Annotated in this window: 13 protein-coding genes; 4 read left to right on the top strand and 9 right to left on the bottom strand. The window is 63.1% G+C overall.

Features of this window, described 5'->3' with window-relative positions; translation table 11 throughout:
* Positions 1 to 41: 41 nt before the first annotated feature.
* The 4 genes from AUR_RS18180 to glnA form a co-directional block, all read right to left on the bottom strand.
* On the bottom strand, positions 42 to 395 hold the full coding sequence (locus tag AUR_RS18180) for a hypothetical protein (protein ID WP_021473342.1): 354 nt from the start codon (positions 393 to 395) through the stop codon (positions 42 to 44).
* Positions 396 to 957: 562 nt separating this feature from the next.
* The gene (locus AUR_RS18175) at positions 958 to 1,494 is read right to left on the bottom strand and encodes a GNAT family N-acetyltransferase (RefSeq protein WP_062096148.1); all 537 of its coding nucleotides are present in this window, start codon (positions 1,492 to 1,494) and stop codon (positions 958 to 960) included.
* A complete protein-coding gene (locus AUR_RS18170) occupies positions 1,484 to 4,495 on the bottom strand; it encodes a bifunctional [glutamine synthetase] adenylyltransferase/[glutamine synthetase]-adenylyl-L-tyrosine phosphorylase (RefSeq protein ID WP_062096146.1) in 3,012 nt (1,003 codons plus the stop codon). The genes AUR_RS18175 and AUR_RS18170 overlap by 11 nt, the downstream gene beginning before the upstream one ends.
* A 9-nt stretch (positions 4,496 to 4,504) precedes the next feature.
* Entirely contained in the window at positions 4,505 to 5,845 is a 1,341-nt protein-coding gene (glnA, locus tag AUR_RS18165) for a type I glutamate--ammonia ligase (protein WP_021473345.1), read from the bottom strand.
* Positions 5,846 to 6,031: 186 nt separating this feature from the next.
* Here glnA and panB point away from each other — a divergent pair, with 186 nt between their 5' ends.
* Positions 6,032 to 6,934 (top strand): 3-methyl-2-oxobutanoate hydroxymethyltransferase, encoded by a 903-nt coding sequence (panB, locus tag AUR_RS18160; protein ID WP_062096144.1) that lies wholly within the window; start codon positions 6,032 to 6,034, stop codon positions 6,932 to 6,934.
* Here the strand turns inward: panB and AUR_RS18155 are convergent.
* Positions 6,931 to 7,095, bottom strand: coding sequence for a hypothetical protein (locus tag AUR_RS18155; RefSeq protein WP_021473347.1), 165 nt, complete (start codon positions 7,093 to 7,095; stop codon positions 6,931 to 6,933). The two genes, panB and AUR_RS18155, sit on opposite strands and share 4 nt — an antisense overlap.
* A gap of 107 nt (positions 7,096 to 7,202) precedes the next feature.
* Here AUR_RS18155 and map point away from each other — a divergent pair, with 107 nt between their 5' ends.
* Positions 7,203 to 8,081 (top strand): type I methionyl aminopeptidase, encoded by an 879-nt coding sequence (gene map / locus AUR_RS18150; protein ID WP_062096142.1) that lies wholly within the window; start codon positions 7,203 to 7,205, stop codon positions 8,079 to 8,081.
* 72 nt (positions 8,082 to 8,153) lie between these two features.
* Positions 8,154 to 8,957 carry a polyphosphate--glucose phosphotransferase gene (gene ppgK / locus AUR_RS18145; protein ID WP_062099121.1) on the top strand — a complete coding sequence of 268 codons (804 nt, stop codon included), beginning with the start codon at positions 8,154 to 8,156 and terminating at the stop codon, positions 8,955 to 8,957.
* Positions 8,958 to 9,011: 54 nt separating this feature from the next.
* On the opposite strand, the gene nrdR is transcribed toward ppgK, so the two are convergent.
* The 3 genes from nrdR to AUR_RS18130 all read right to left on the bottom strand — a co-directional run bounded on the left by nrdR (position 9,012) and on the right by AUR_RS18130 (position 11,608).
* A complete protein-coding gene (gene nrdR / locus AUR_RS18140) occupies positions 9,012 to 9,518 on the bottom strand; it encodes a transcriptional regulator NrdR (RefSeq protein ID WP_031216805.1) in 507 nt (168 codons plus the stop codon).
* Positions 9,519 to 9,680: 162 nt separating this feature from the next.
* Positions 9,681 to 11,054: a histidinol dehydrogenase gene (gene hisD / locus AUR_RS18135; RefSeq protein ID WP_062096140.1), complete on the bottom strand. Its 1,374-nt coding sequence runs from the start codon at positions 11,052 to 11,054 to the stop codon at positions 9,681 to 9,683.
* A gap of 5 nt (positions 11,055 to 11,059) precedes the next feature.
* Positions 11,060 to 11,608, bottom strand: a complete 549-nt coding sequence (locus AUR_RS18130; protein WP_021473352.1) for a hypothetical protein — start codon at positions 11,606 to 11,608, stop codon at positions 11,060 to 11,062.
* A gap of 152 nt (positions 11,609 to 11,760) precedes the next feature.
* On the opposite strand from AUR_RS18130, the gene AUR_RS18125 reads away from it, so the two are divergent.
* The gene (locus AUR_RS18125; protein WP_052474160.1) at positions 11,761 to 12,219 is read left to right on the top strand and encodes a flavin reductase family protein; all 459 of its coding nucleotides are present in this window, start codon (positions 11,761 to 11,763) and stop codon (positions 12,217 to 12,219) included.
* Positions 12,220 to 12,240: 21 nt separating this feature from the next.
* On the opposite strand, the gene dnaE is transcribed toward AUR_RS18125, so the two are convergent.
* Positions 12,241 to 15,798: a DNA polymerase III subunit alpha gene (dnaE, locus tag AUR_RS18120; protein ID WP_062096138.1), complete on the bottom strand. Its 3,558-nt coding sequence runs from the start codon at positions 15,796 to 15,798 to the stop codon at positions 12,241 to 12,243.
* Positions 15,799 to 15,825: the final 27 nt, after the last annotated feature.

The raw sequence follows: 15,825 nt of genomic DNA, 5'->3' as shown, positions 1-15,825 counted from the left end.
GAGCGGCCTTGTGCTTGTTTCAGGAAGAATCCGGACGGAACCTACTCGGATTCCCTGTTCTGGTCCCGGTCACGGATGTTCCGGCCGAACTCGTCCAGTTTCTCCTTGACGGCTTTCGCAGCTTCGGCGAAGCCCTTCTCGGCGCTGCTCAGCGGATCCAGTTGCAGGTAGACCTCGTGATCGATCGTCAGATCGTACTCATCCTTCAAATGGGTGCCGCCGGACACCCCTGCCAGGGACAAGTACACCAAGGCCTCGGTCCGGGCAATGCCGGCAATGGTACCGAACACCACAGTGAAGTCATTCGGCTGGAAGCTCACCGATTGACCGACGTGGCGCCGATCGAGGTCACCCGCCCGCACGGCCCGCTCTGAAGGGCTTGCGTTGTAATCCATGTACTTCCCCTTTCCTTGAGAACATCTACCCGATGAGTCTATAAGGGGACTTATGAATTTGCCGCACTTCAGTGTTTGATGGTTGGCGACTTTCCCGGCTCTTCAGGGGCCGCACAGTCACTGCAGAACACCTTGTCCGTTTCCTCGCCGCAGCATTGGCAGCGGTGCACCAGGGCTGATGATTCGATCACGTAGGCTGTCATAGCCCTAATGCTGCCCAACGGCCACCAGCAGTGGCACGAGTAGCGTGTACTCGTTTTTTCAGCGGATCGGTGGTGCCGCTACTTGGTTTCGAAGACTTGCACGGGTTCCGGGACTGCGAGTCCCTGTCCAAGGACCGCGTGTTTGCTGCCCGCCGGTTCCACGTCCGCGAAGGTAGCAAAACAACGCCGGCAGGAATACTCCCCGGCAAGGGCGTGACCTGATTTCCAATGCGGCCCCGCCTGCGCGCAGCGGAAGCACAGGGCGTCGGAGTACCATGCTCCGTCCGGGTCTCGTCTGACCGTCACGGGATGAAGCATAGGGCAAAACGGGGCCGCCGAACAGCTGCTTCCGGCGTCGGTTATATCCTGCCCTCGTTCAGGAAATCTGCGTGCATGATCCTCTGCGGTCCGGCAGCTCCCCCGAGGTAGCGGCCGGAGTCAACAAAGCCGGCCCTGGCATACGCCGCCTGCGCTGCCGGGTTCCGTTCGTTGACGGAGAGTACGACGCCGGTTTGCCCGCCACGGTGCCGCAGCGTTAGTCTGCGCGCCTCCAGCAGGGCCGCTGCCGCCGCTTGGCGGCCAAGCCCCTTGCCCTGGCACCGTGAGTCTATGAGGAATCCCCTGAGCAGCCAGGCCGAATCCTCATCTTCCCACCCGGCAAGAGTGGCCGCTCCGGCCTGGAGGGTCAGGACCCCAACAGCTTTTCCGGCAGACTCGATGACATAGGGGAACCGCGAACCCTCATCCAGGGCGACGAGCATCATCCGCAGGGGATCCCCCACGAAGTCCTGTTGCTCCGGGAGGATGCGCAGCCCCGCTACTTCCGCCAACTGGATGGCCCGTGCGTCCTCATCCAGGAGTTTGAGGGGAATGAGCCATACAGAGCTAGTTGCCATAGAACTTTTTCTCGAAAACGCCGCGCGCCCTGCGGCTCAGGCGAAGGTAGTCCTCCTCGAACCGGCCCGCCGCTCCCGGCTCGTAACCGCACCACCGGGCCACGGCCTCAAGGTCCCGCCGCGAGGAGGGCAGCAGGTCGGAGGCGCGTCCGGTGACAATGACGTTGGCCGACCGGATCCGGCTGGCGAGCCGCCATGCCTGACGCAACAGTCCGGCGTCGTTCTTGTCAATGAAACCCAGCTGTTCAGCGGCGGCGAGTGCTTCCAGCGTGGACGTGGTCCGCAGTTCCGGATGCTTCCCGGCGTGCTGCAACTGGAGCAGCTGAACCAGCCATTCCACATCGCTCAACCCGCCACGGCCAAGCTTTACGTGCCGGGCCGGGTCTGCGCCGCGGGGAAGGCGCTCGGACTCCACCCGGGCCTTGATACGCCGGATTTCGCGCACGTCCGCGTCCGATAACTCCTCCGGGTACCGGATGGAATCGATCAAGCTCATGAAGTCGGCAGCCAACTCATCCGAGCCTGCCATGGGGCGTGCGCGCAGCAACGCCTGGGCCTCCCAGATCAAGGACCAACGGCGATAGTACTCGGCATAGGAGTCCAAGGAGCGCACCATGGCGCCATTCTTGCCCTCGGGACGCAGGTCGGCATCCACTTGGAGAACACGCTCGGCCATGATTGCCGGCTTCAGCGGCTGCGTCAGGAGGCTGGATATCCTTGCGACGATGGCGGCCGCCTGTTCCTGTGCCTCGACGTCGCTGAATCCGGGGCGGGCCCGGTGCACGTAGATGACATCCGCGTCCGACCCGTAGCCGATTTCGCGACCCCCCTGCCGCCCCATGGCCACCACCAGAACGTCGGTCTTCAACGGGCCGTCTTCCGCTATGGCGTTTTCGGCTACATGCAGGGCCCCCAGCACCGCAGCACGGTCCGCCTCTGCCAGCGCCAGCCCGACGGCGTCCTGGTCCAGCAATCCCGAACTGTCCGCAATGGCGGTTCGAAGGATCTCCCTGCGCCGGATGAGGCGGATCAGCCGCATGGCGCTGCCCGCGTCCGGGTGGCGGGACAGCTTGGACTTGATCTCCTGCCACTGCGCGGAGAACGGTACGGGCGCCAGATCCTTGTCGCTGCCCAACCACGCAACGGACTCCGGTGACACCTCCAGCAAATCCGAGATCAGGCGCGAATTGGCAAGGACGTGGCACAGCCTCTCCGCGGCGGCCTGCGAATCCCGCAGGAGTCCCAGATACCAGTGGGTGGTGCCCAACGCTTCGCTGACCCTGCGGAACGCAAGCAGGCCGGCATCGGGATCCACGCCGTCGGCAAGCCACCCCAACAAGATGGGCAGCAGCTGGCGCTGCAGGGCTGCCCGCCGACTGACCCCGGCGGTGAGCGCCTCGATGTGCCGCATGGCACCTTTGGGATCGAGATACCCGAGCGCGGCGAGTCTGCCCTCGGCTGCTTCCGGGCTAAGTTTTGCGTCCTCGGTGCTGAGCTTCGCCGCGGTGTTGAGCAGCGGCCGGTAGAAGATGCGCTCATGAAGTTCACGGACCGAGCGCTTGGTCTTCTGCCATGCGGCGATCAACTGGTCGGGGTGGGGCCGCCCATGCGAGAACGGCCCGAGGACGGCTTTGGCCAGGAACCGCTGCGCGTCCTCGGCTTCCGGCATCAAGTGGGTGCGCCTGAGTTGGAAAAGCTGGATGCGGTGCTCGAGCACGCGCAGGTAGCGGTAGGCGCTATCGAACGCTGCGGCGTCGGCGCGGCCAATGTAGCCGCCGGCAGAGAGTGCCGCGATGGCCGACGTCGTGTCCCGGCACCTTAAGGACTCGTCGGACCTGCCGTGGACCAACTGCAGAAGCTGGACGGTGAACTCAACGTCCCGGAGTCCGCCCCGCCCAAGCTTGATCTGGCGGTGTTCCTCGGCGGCGGGAATGTGCTCGGTCACCCGGCGCCGCATGGCCTGCACGGACTCCACGAAACCGTCCCGGCCGGCCGAAGCCCACACCAGCGGTTCGACGGCTTTTTCATAGCGCTGGCCCAGGTCCGTGTCCCCCGCGATGGTCCTCGCCTTCAACAGCGCCTGGAATTCCCAGCTTTCAGCCCAGCGGGCGTAATAGCTCAGGTGTGACTCCAACGTCCGCACGAGTGGACCGGACTTGCCTTCCGGGCGGAGGTTCGCATCCACTTCCCAGAGGCCCGGCTCGGGAGCCGGAGATGAAATCGCCCTGGAAATGCCTGATGCCAGCGCTGTGCCGATGGTCGAGGCGCGGGCGTCGTCAAGGTCCTGCGACTCGATCACGTAGATGACGTCGACGTCGGAAATGTAGTTGAGCTCCCGGGCTCCGCACTTGCCCATGCCAATAACTGACAACCCGACGTCGGCTACTTCCGCGGCGTCGAACTGGCCGGCCGCCTCTGCCCGGGACACGGCCAAAGCGGCCTCAACGGCAGCCCCGGCGAGGTCCGCCAGTTCAGCCCCGGCCATGGGCATGAAGTCCTGCGGCGAGGCGGCACACAGATCCTTGATAGCCAGCTCAGCCAATCCCCGGCGGTAGGCCGTACGCAGCGCCGTGTACGCCGGAACTCCTGTCAGCCCTGCAACGGGGCGATGCGCTCCGGGCTCCGCCTTGACCGAACGCAGCAGTGTTGCGCGCAGTTGCTCGCTGGAAGCCTGGAGGGGTTCCGGGCTGACTTTCCCTTGGAAGACATCCAAGTGCTCGGGCCGCCGCAGGAGGAATTCTCCAAGCGCTTCGGAGGCACCCAGCAACCGGTAGAGCGGCTCGCTGGTGTCCGGATCCGCAGCCGCCAACTCCTTGAGCCCGGGATTTTTCTCAATCAGGCGGACCAACGATTGCAGGGCAGTATCCGGACTCGCCGCCATCGACAGTCCGGCAAACAGTGCTTCCTGCTCGATGCCGTCCAGCTCCGGGGCAGAAAGGAACCGCTCGCCCTTTTCCAGGTCACTGAAGCCGGCCGAGATGAGCCGGCGCGCCAGGCTCACAGCGCCTCCCTAGAGAATGCCGAGGTTGCGCTGCAACTCGTACGGAGTGACTTGGAGGCGGTAGTCCTGCCACTCGGCACGCTTGTTCCGCAGGAAATGCTCGAAGACCTGCTCGCCCAGGATCTGGGCCACGAGTTCGGACTCCTCCATCGCGCGGATGGCGTCATGCAGGCTGGCCGGCAACGGAGCGTGGCCCATGGCCTTGCGTTCGGCCGTCGTCAACGACCACACATCGTCCTCAGCGGCTGCGGGAAGATCGTAGCCCTCCTCGATGCCCTTGAGTCCCGCGCCAAGCAGCACGGCGTAGGCGAGGTACGGGTTGGTGGCGGAGTCGATGCCGCGGTATTCGATCCGCGCCGACTGGCCCTTGCCCGGCTTGTACAACGGAACACGTACCAGGGCAGAGCGGTTGTTGTGGCCCCAGCTCAGGTAGCTGGGCGCCTCGCCGCCGCCCCAGAGCCGCTTGTAGGAGTTCACGAACTGGTTGGTCACTGCCGTGAATTCCGGGGCGTGCTTCAGGATGCCGGCAATGAATTGCCGGGCCGTCTTGGAAAGCTGGAACTCGGTGCCCGCTTCGAAGAACGCGTTGGTATCGCCCTCGAAGAGCGAGAAGTGGGTGTGCATGCCCGAGCCCGGGTGGTCCGTGAAGGGCTTGGGCATGAAGGTCGCGTACGTTCCCTGCTGCAGGGCAACTTCCTTGATCACGGTGCGGAACGTCATGATGTTGTCCGCGGTTTGCAGGGCATCGGCGTAACGGAGGTCGATTTCGTTTTGGCCCGGGCCGCCCTCGTGATGGCTGAATTCCACGGAAATTCCCACGGACTCGAGCATCGTCACGGCGGTCCGGCGGAAGTCCTGGGCAACGCCGCCGGGAACGTGGTCGAAGTACCCGCCCTCGTCAACGGGTACCGGGGCGCCGTTGGCACCCAGTTCCTGGGACTTGAGGAGATAGAACTCGATCTCGGGATGCGTGTAGCAGGTGAAGCCCATGTCGGCTGCTTTGGCAAGGGTGCGCTTGAGGACGTTGCGAGGATCGGCTGCGGACGGTTCACCGTCGGGAGTCAGGATGTCGCAGAACATCCGGGAGGTCTGTTCCGTCTCTCCGCGCCAGGGCAGGATCTGGAACGTGGAGGGATCCGGCTGCAGCAGCATGTCAGACTCGAAGACACGGGCCAGGCCCTCAATCGCCGAACCGTCGAACCCGAGGCCTTCTTCGAAGGCACCTTCAACCTCGGCAGGTGCCAGCGCAACAGACTTCAGGGAACCAACGACGTCGGTGAACCACAAGCGTACGAAGCGCACGTCACGCTCTTCGATTGTCCGCAGAACGAACTCTTGCTGGCGGTCCATGGGGCCTCTTTCCGTTCGGTATCCACGCAGCGCCTTCCACAGGAAGGAGCCGCAGCGTTCAGCCTTCACTCTACTAAGCAATCAGTGCGAATGCCGATGCTGCAGCGCCGCGTAACACAGCGTTTACAAATGGTGACGCTTGGCACACTGCTGGCAGCCGCTGTCGGCACGGCTTAGGCTCTAACCATGGCCCCAAGCAACCATCCCGAGTCCAGCATGCCCGCCGAAGTTCCCGCACCCTATGGTTCGGGGCCTGCCGATGCCGCGCACCTGCCGCCCACGGGAAAGAAACCGGCAGCCAAAGTCCGCATCCACCACTTGCAGCAGGCCAAGGAAGAAGGCCGGCGATTCGCTATGCTCACCGCGTATGAGCAATACAGCGCCGAGATCTTTGACCAGGCCGGAATCGAAGTCCTGCTGGTGGGCGATTCGGCGTCCAACAACGTCTTCGGCAACGAAACGAGCCTGCCCGTGACGGTTGATGAACTGTTGCCGTTGTGCAGGGCCGTCAGCCGCTCAGCCAAGCGTGCCCTGGTAGTGGCCGATCTGCCTTTCGGCAGCTACGAGGTCTCACCGGCCCAAGCGGTGGCATCAGGCGTCCGGTTCCTCAAGGAGGGCCTCGCCCACGCGGTCAAGATAGAAGGGAGCGCCTACTACGCCGAAACCGTCCGCGCGATGGTCCAGGCGGGCGTTCCGGTGATGGCCCATATCGGATTCACGCCCCAGAGCGAGCACGCGTTGGGCGGCTACCGCGTCCAGGGCCGCGGCGACGACGCCCAGCGGCTGATCGATGATGCGGTGGCCCTGCAGGACGCAGGGGCCTTCAGCGTCCTGATGGAAATGGTCCCTGCCGAGACCGCGGCCGCTGTTGACGCCGCCCTCCGCGTACCAACCGTGGGCATCGGCGCAGGCAACAGGACTACGGGCCAGGTTCTGGTCTGGCAGGACATGGCCGGGCTGCGTGGCGGCAAGATGGCCAAATTCGTCAAGCAGTACGCGGACTTGCGGTCAACGCTCACGGAAGCAGCCGCCGCCTACGGAGAGGACGTCAGGTCCGGGCAATTCCCCGGGCCTGAGCACTCGTTCTAGTCGTCGTCCTGGGCGTCCCAGGCTTCGTTGCGTTCCCGGACCTTCTCCAAAGCGTGTTCGGCCTCTTCGCGCGTCTTGTACGGTCCGATCAACTGGGTCCAGTCGGACATCGCGTCCTCTTCGATCTGGTGCGTCTTGACGTTGTACCAGTACTCCGTCACGTTTCCTCCTCCATCTGCGGACCGGTGGCACGTAACGTTTGGCAGGCTTGGCCGACGACCCCGGCCTCTGTTACGTGCGTCTCTTGCGTGCCTTATATGATCAATCTATGCCTTCTCCCGCTTTGACCGCACCCATCGGCACGCTCACTCCCGGAACCGTCAGCCCCGAACTGCCCGTACCGGCGTCGATTCCGCGTCCCGAGTACGTCGGCAAGAAGGCACCGGCCAAATTCACGGGCTCCGAGGTCAAGTCCGCGGAAACCATCGAAAAAATCAGGGTCGCAGCCAGGATCGCGGCGCAGGCTATCGTCGAAGTGGGGAAACACATCAAGCCCGGCGTCACCACGGATCTGCTGGACCGGGTAGGGCATGAATTCCTCCTGGACCACAAGGCCTATCCCTCAACGCTGGGGTACCGCGGATTTCCCAAGTCATTGTGTTCCTCGCTGAATGAGGTCATCTGCCATGGGATCCCGGATTCCACAGTGGTCCAGGACGGCGACATCCTCAACATAGACATCACCGCATACATCAATGGCGTCCATGGGGACACCAATTACACTTTCCTGGTGGGCGACGTGGATGAAGAGTCCCGTCTCCTGGTTGAGCGTACGCAGGAGTCGCTCAACCGGGCCATCAAGGCCGTGGCTCCAGGCCGCGAAATCAACGTCATAGGCCGCGCCATCCAGTCGTACGCAAAGCGTTTCGGCTACGGCGTGGTGAGGGACTTCACGGGGCATGGAGTCGGCGAGGCATTCCACACGGGCCTCATCATCCCCCACTATGACGCAGCCCCCGCTTACAACACCGTGATCGAACCCGGCATGGTCTTCACCATTGAACCCATGCTGACCCTCGGCACCATCGAATGGGACATGTGGGCCGACGACTGGACAGTCGTCACCAAGGACCGCAAACGCACAGCCCAGTTCGAGCACACCCTGCTGGTCACAGAGACCGGCGCGGAAATCCTTACCCTTCCCTGAGAACTTCCGGAAGGTCCACGCAGCTTTCGTGGCTGCGGCATGTCCAACCCTCCTGCCATGATCGGAATTGAATTGTCCAAAAAGGATGAGAAGACCTACAAGCACGCACCGCTGATCGGAATCGACATCGGTGGAACGGGAATCAAAGGCGGCACTGTCGACCTCAAGAAGGGCAAGCTGATCGGCGACCGGTTCCGCGTGCCGACCCCGCAGCCTGCTACGCCGGAGGCGGTCGCCGAGGTAGTTGCCGAAATCGTCGAAGAACTCTCCAAGCGTCCTGATGCTCCCGCCCCGGATTCGCCGGTGGGCGTGACCTTCCCGGGCATTATCCAGCACGGTGTGGTCCATTCCGCGGCTAACGTCGACAAGTCATGGCTCAACACCGACATCGACAAGCAGCTCACTGAGCGTCTGGGCCGCCCTGTGGAGGTCATCAATGACGCCGATGCTGCCGGTCTGGCGGAAGCCCGCTACGGGGCGGGCGAAGGAGTCGGCGGGACGGTCCTGGTCATCACGTTGGGCACGGGTATCGGATCGGCGTTCATCTTCAACGGCCAGTTGGTGCCGAACGCCGAGTTGGGCCACCTTGAGGTGGACGGCTTCGACGCCGAAACCAAGGCCTCAGCTGTTGCCCGGGAACGGGACGGGCTGAGCTGGGACGAATACGGAGTACTGCTTAACCGCTACCTCCAGCACGTGGAGTTCCTCTTCTCGCCCGAACTGTTCATCATCGGCGGTGGAATCTCCAAGCGGTCGGACGAATACTTCCCCCACCTGGACCTTCGCACGAGGATCGTCACGGCAAAGCTGAAGAATGACGCCGGCATCGTGGGTGCCGCACTGGAAGTCGCACTGCACCACAAGCTCGCCAAATAGTGCGGGTATGAAGATGGCGGCTGCGGCTTCCCCTCCGCAGCCGCCATCAAGCTCTTATAGCTGGCTCTTTTCCGCGCTCTTGGCATCCTTGAGGCCTGCGGCCTTGGCGTGCGCGCCGCCGTCGTGGCGCAGCAACGCGATGGCTGATTCGAAGTCTTCCAGCGACTCGAACGCCTGGTAGACACTGGCGAACCGCAGGTAGGCCACTTCATCGAGGTTGCGCAACGGGCCCAGAATGGCGAGTCCGACCTCGTGGGCATCAATTTCGGCTGCACCCGAGGAGCGGATGTTCTCTTCGACCTCCTGAGCGAGCATGGCGAGGTCGTCCTCCGTCACAGGGCGCCCCTGGCAAGCCTTGCGGACGCCGTTGATCACCTTGATGCGGCTGAACGGCTCCCCAACCCCTGAGCGTTTGATGACCGACAGGCTCGTGGTTTCCACAGTGGTGAAGCGACGGCCGCACTCAGGGCACTGGCGCCTACGGCGTATGGACGAACCGTCATCGGCCATGCGGCTGTCAACGACGCGCGAATCAGGATTCCGGCAGAACGGACAGTACACGCTGGGCCTCCCTGATGGTTCCGGCTGGGCTGTTCCGGCAGAGCCGCCGGATAAAAAATGGTGCCGGAAGTTTCGCTTCCGGCACCATTTTAGGGTCGCCCACAGGCTAATGACAAGCTTGTAATTACTATATGTAGTGGTGGCCGCCCGTATATATAGTGGTCAGGACCGTTCGGCGAACCGAATTTGCACAGCCTCCCCGTGCCCTGGAAGGTCCTCCGCGCCGGCCAGATTCACGATGTGCCCGCTGACCTGCTCAAGGGCCGCACGATCATAATTGATCACTTGGACTGCCCTGAGGAAGGTAGTGACGTTCAGTCCGGAGGAGAAGGCAGCCGTACCGCTGGTAGGAAGAACGTGGTTGGATCCTGCGCAGTAATCGCCCAGGCTGACCGGGCTGTAATCGCCCACGAAGATCGCGCCGGCGTTCCGGATCCGCCCCGCCACCGCCGGAGCATTGGCGGTCATGATTTCCAGGTGCTCAGCCGCATAGGCATTGCACACCGCGATCCCCTGTTCCAGGTCATCCACCAGGACAACACCGGACTGCGGGCCTGAAAGGGCCTCACGGACCCGGGCGCTGTGTTTGGTGGCCGCGGCCTGCCGGTTCAGTTCATCCACGACGGCGCCGGCCAGTTCCGCGGATTCGGTCACCAGGACCGATGCGGCCTTGGGGTCGTGTTCGGCTTGGCTGATCAGGTCGGCAGCTACCAGGGCGGGCTTGGCAGTGGCGTCCGCCAGGATCGCGATCTCGGTGGTGCCGGCTTCGGAGTCGATGCCAACGACGCCCTTGACCAGGCGTTTGGCCGTGGCCACGAAGATATTGCCCGGTCCTGTCACCACATCCACCGGTTCAATCGGCAGTTCGGTGCCGTCGCCCGGAACTCCGTAGGCGAAGGACACGATGGCCTGCGCGCCCCCGATGGCATAGACCTCGTCGATGCCGAGGAGCGCAGCAGCAGCAAGGATGGTGGGGTGCGGGAGTCCCCCGAAATCCTTCTGGGGCGGTGAAGCCAAAGCAATTGAATCAACCCCGGCCGCCACGGCGGGCACAACATTCATGATGACCGAGGACGCCAGGGGCGCGAGGCCGCCGGGCACATAAAGACCCACCCGCCCCACGGGAATCCAGTTCTGGCTCACCACGGCACCATCAGCCAGCTGCACATCGACATTTGCCGGCTTCTGCCGCTCGGCGAACTGCTTGGCGCGGGTGATGGATTCTTCCAGCGCAGCCCTCACGCCGGGATCCAGCTGCCGCAAGGCGTTGGCGATCTCTTCAGCCGGGACGCGCGGGTGGGACTGCTCAACGCCGTCGAACTTTGCTGCCAAGTCTGCCAGGGCGCCGAAGCCGCGGCTGCGGACATCGGCGATGATGTCCAGCACTTTCTGTTCCGCGTCCGCCATGGTCTGATGCTTGGCACGGGGCAAGGCGGACTTCAGCTCCGCCAGCGAAAGCCGGCGGCCGCGGAAATCGATGCTGCGGAAGTCCAAAGACGCGGTGACAGTTGCATTGAAATCAGAAGGAGAGCTCACCCGAGCTATTTTACGGGCTTCCGGGAAAGAACCCCGAACAGCGCCAGGGCGAACGTCACGAAGGCCGTGGCGGCCGGCCACAGCAAGAGCGCAGCATAGGATCGCAGCGTGAAGCCGTATTCCGGCCCCAATCCAGGCTCCGGCGCGGGACCCCACAGCAGCCCGGTCAGGAGCCCGACTCCCCACGCGGCCAAAGCGCCTGCTGCTCCTCCGCCCAAGGCGAATCCGAACCGCCTCCCGGCTCCCGGTCCGTCAAGCCTGCCGTCCAACGTCAGGCCGATGATGCAACCGGCCAGCACCATGAGGGCAGCCAGGGTCAGATCCCGCGGCAACCACGAGTCAGGGTTTGAAGGATTGGCCAGTTCGGGATTTCCGGACAGCACGTTTCCTCCTCCCGGGGCCAGCAACCACCACAGGAAACCGGCAATCACTCCGGCCGCCAATGGAGCGGCCACCCATGCGATGTCCTTGCGGAAACGGTCCGTGCGCACGGGCGGGGCGGACGGGCCGGTGTGCCGGGTTGCGGCAATGAGGTGCGGAGTGGGCTCGGTCATGGACTTCACATTAACAAACGTTCACCGCCGCTCAACACAAATGCGGATGGACGGCGCTGCCAGGCATACCCTGAAGGGAGAGACCCCGCTGACCCAGGAGACAGACCACCGTGGCAAATGCAGTACCCGGCTTCGAGCAGACCTTCAGGGAAATGTTCCGGCGCCATGCGGCCGGGGTGGCGATCATCACCGCCAACTTGAACGGAAAGCCGTTCGGCTTCACCGCGACGTCAGTGGCCTCCCTGTCAGCTGAGCCTCCGCGGTTCACTTTCAATATGGCCCGAAGCTCCAGCTCTTGGCCCGCGGTGGCAAACGCCAACTACATCGGGGTCCACATGCTGGGTCTCGAGAACCAGGCCCTCGCCGATCGCTTTGCCCGTACCCGTGACCGCTTCGAGGGCGACCACTGGGAACCCGGCCCCTACGAGGTTCCCATTCTGAAGGACGTCACAGGCTGGCTCGTCGGAAAAATCCAGATGCGGCTGTCCTTCGAGAACAACGCAGTAGTAGTGGTGGAAGTGGTCGACGGCCAGGTAGGCGACGGCGGCACTCCCCTGCTCTACCACAGCGGCAGTTACAGCAAGCCTGCGCCACTGGACTACGAGATTTAGCGCTGTCCGGCGCTGCAGGACTCAATTGTCCAGGCAGGCCGGTCCCAGCAACACCTTGAGATCCCCGAACAACGACGGGCTGGGGTTCACCCTCATATGCACCGGTAAGCCCATGACTTCCACTTTGGTGTCACCCATCAGTTTGAGCCGCACCTCGGAATTGCCGCGGTGCGTGCGCAGGACGTCGCGCAGGTCCGTCACCACCGCCTCGGTTGCCTTGAACGTGGGAATCGTGATCACCACTGGACCATTGACGCTCTCACTGAGGTCCGGGACAGACAGTTCCATGCAATTGAGCGTCACCGCTCCGTCATCGCGGCGCTGCAGCCTGCCCTTGACCACAACGATCAAGTCCTCGGCCAGTACCGATGCGATCGGACCATAGACCTGTCCGAAGAACATGACTTCCATTGAACCGCCAAGGTCCTCGATCTCGGCGCGGGCGTAGGCGTTGCCGCTCGCTTTGGCGATACGGCGGCTCAAGGAGGTGATCATGCCCGCGATAGTGACGATCGCGCCGTCGTGCGGTCCGTCCTCGGCGATGATCGACGTGATGGACTGTTCCGCGTGCTGGCTGAGCACACCTTCGAGACCCTGCAGTGGGTGGTCTGAGACATAGAGCCCCAGCATGTCCCTCTCGAAGGAGAGCTTGTCCTTCTTTTCCCATTCCGGAAGGTCGGGAATTTCAGTGGTCAGCGAGGCTTCCGGCTCTTGGTCCTCGAACCCGGCGAAAAGATCGAACTGGCCGATCGCTTCATTGCGCTTCAAAGTAATGACGGAGTCGATGGCTTCTTCGTGGATCATCGCCAAGGCCCGGCGATGGTGGCCCAGAGAGTCGAACGCGCCGGCCTTGATCAGCGACTCAATCGTGCGCTTGTTGCACACGATGGCCGGAACCTTCATGAGGAAGTCCTTGAAGGAGGTGTAGGCCCCTTCCGTGGCACGGGCGGAAACCATCGCCTCGACGACGTTCACGCCGACGTTGCGGATGGCGCCCATGCCGAAGCGGATGTCATTCCCCACAGGGGTGAAGTTCAGCGACGACTCGTTGACGTCCGGCGGCAGCACGGTGATGCCCATGCGCCGGCACTCATTGAGGTAGATGGCTGATTTGTCCTTGTCATCACCCACCGAGGTGAGGAGGGCAGCCATGTACTCGGGGGCGTAGTGGGCCTTGAGGTAGGCAGTCCAATAGGAAATGACGCCATACGCGGCTGAGTGGGCCTTGTTGAAGGCGTAGTCGGAGAACGGCAGCAGGATGTCCCACAGCGTCTTGACCGCGTCCATGGAGTACCCGTTGTCCTGCATGCCCTGGGAGAAGCCTGCGAACTGCTTGTCCAGTTCCGATTTCTTCTTCTTACCCATGGCGCGGCGCAGGATGTCGGCTTGGCCCAACGAGTATCCCGCAAGTTTCTGCGCCACGGCCATGACCTGTTCCTGATACACAATCAGGCCGAAGGTTCCACCGAGGATATCTTCCAGCGGCTCGGCAAGTTCAGGGTGGATCGGAATAACTTCCTGAATCCCGTTTTTGCGCAGGGCATAGTCCGTGTGGGCGTTAGCACCCATCGGACCGGGACGGTATAGCGCCAGGACGGCGGAAATGTCTTCGAAGTTATCCGGCTTCATGAGCTTGAGCAGCGACCGCATGGGTCCGCCGTCGAGCTGGAAAACGCCCAGGGTGTCGCCGCGCGCCAGCAGCTCATAGGAAGCCGCGTCATCCAATGCCAGGTTTTCAAGGTCGAGGTCGACGCCCCGGTTCATCTTGATGTTCTCGAGGGCATCGGAAATGATCGTCAGGTTCCGCAGGCCCAGGAAGTCCATCTTGATCAGGCCGAGGCCTTCGGACGTGGGATAGTCGAACTGCGTGATGACCTGGCCGTCCTGGAAACGGCGCATGATCGGGATGACGTCGATGATCGGGTCCGAGGACATGATGACGCCCGCGGCGTGGACGCCCCACTGCCTCTTCAACCCTTCGATGCCCAGTGCAGTTTCGAAAACCTTGGCGGCTTCGGGGTCGGTGGCAATGAGCTGGCGGAAATCGCCGGCCTCGCTGTAGCGCTTGGCCTCGGGGTTCTGGATGTCTGCCAGCGGGATGTCCTTGGCCATGACGGCCGGCGGAAGTGCCTTGGTCAGCTGTTCACCCATGCTGAACGGGTAGCCAAGGACGCGCGAGGAGTCCTTCAACGCCTGCTTGGTCTTGATGGTGCCGTAAGTAACGATCATCGCTACACGCTCATCCCCGTACTTCCGGGTGACGTAATCGATGACTTCGGAGCGGCGGCGATCGTCGAAGTCGACGTCAAAGTCGGGCATGGAGACGCGGTCCGGGTTCAGGAACCGCTCAAAGATCAAGCCATGCTGCAGCGGATCGAGGTCGGTGATACGCATGGCATAGGCCACCATGGAGCCTGCGCCGGAACCACGGCCCGGGCCGACCCGGATGCCGTTGTTCTTGGCCCAGTTGATGAAGTCGGCCACCACCAGGAAGTAGCCCGGGAAGCCCATGGAGGTAATGACCTCGAGCTCGTAATCCGCCTGCTTCCGGACCTTGTCCGGCACGCCTTGGGGGTAGCGGTAGGCCAGTCCCTTGTCCACTTCCTTGACCAGCCAGGACGTCTCGTCCTCGCCCGGCGGGCAGGGGAACCGCGGCATGTAGTTCGCGTTGGTGTTGAACGAAACCTCGCAACGCTCAGCGATGAGGAGGGTGTTGTCGCAGGCCTCGGGATGGTCGCGGAAGAGTTCCCGCATCTCCTGGGGGGACTTGAGGTAGTAGCCGCTGCCGGAAAAAGCGAACCGCGAGCCGCCGTTGTCATACGTGGGTTCCAGGAGCGTGGAGCCGGACTGGATCGCCAGGAGTGCTTCGTGGGCCTTGGCGTCGTGCTCGTGCGTGTAGTGGAGGTCGTTGGTCGCCACGAGCGGGAGGTTCAGTTCCTTGGCCAGGCGCAGGAGGTCGCCGGTAACGCGGCGTTCGATGTCCAGCCCGTGGTCCATCAGCTCGCAGAAATAGTTCTCGGCGCCAAAAATATCGCGGAATTCCGCAGCTGCTTCCAGGGCCTCCCTGTACTGGCCCAGCCGCAAACGGGTCTGGACTTCGCCGGAGGGGCACCCTGTGGTGGCGATCAAACCCTCCGAGTAGGTGTTGAGCAACTCGCGGTCGAGGCGGGGCCATTTGCCGAACACGGAATCCAGCGAGGCGATGGAGGAGGCCCGGAACAGGTTGCGCATGCCCACGTTGTTGTAGCTCAACAACGTCATGTGCGTGTACGAACCACCACCGGAGACGTCATCCTTGCGCTGGCTCTCATCACCCCAACGTACGCGTTCCTTGTCACCGCGGGCGGTTCCGGGAGTCACATAGGCTTCAACGCCGATGATGGGTTTGATGCCCTTGTCCGTGGCTTTCCGCCAGAAGTCGAAGGCGCCGAAGAGATAACCGTGGTCCGTCGTGGCCAGTGCAGGCATGCCCAGGCGCTCTGTCTCGTCGAAGAGCTCGCCGAGGCGCGCAGCTCCATCCAGCATGGAGTACTCGGTGTGGGTGTGCAGATGGACGAACGAATCATTGCTGGAACTCACCCCGATAGTCTACCGCCCGGGTCGGAC

The sequence above is a fragment of the Paenarthrobacter ureafaciens genome, assembly GCF_004028095.1.
In the GTDB taxonomy this organism is placed as follows: Bacteria; Actinomycetota; Actinomycetes; order Actinomycetales; family Micrococcaceae; genus Arthrobacter; species Arthrobacter ureafaciens.
Note: the sequence above shows the minus strand (reverse complement) of the source record. Positions and strands in the feature narration are given on the sequence as shown.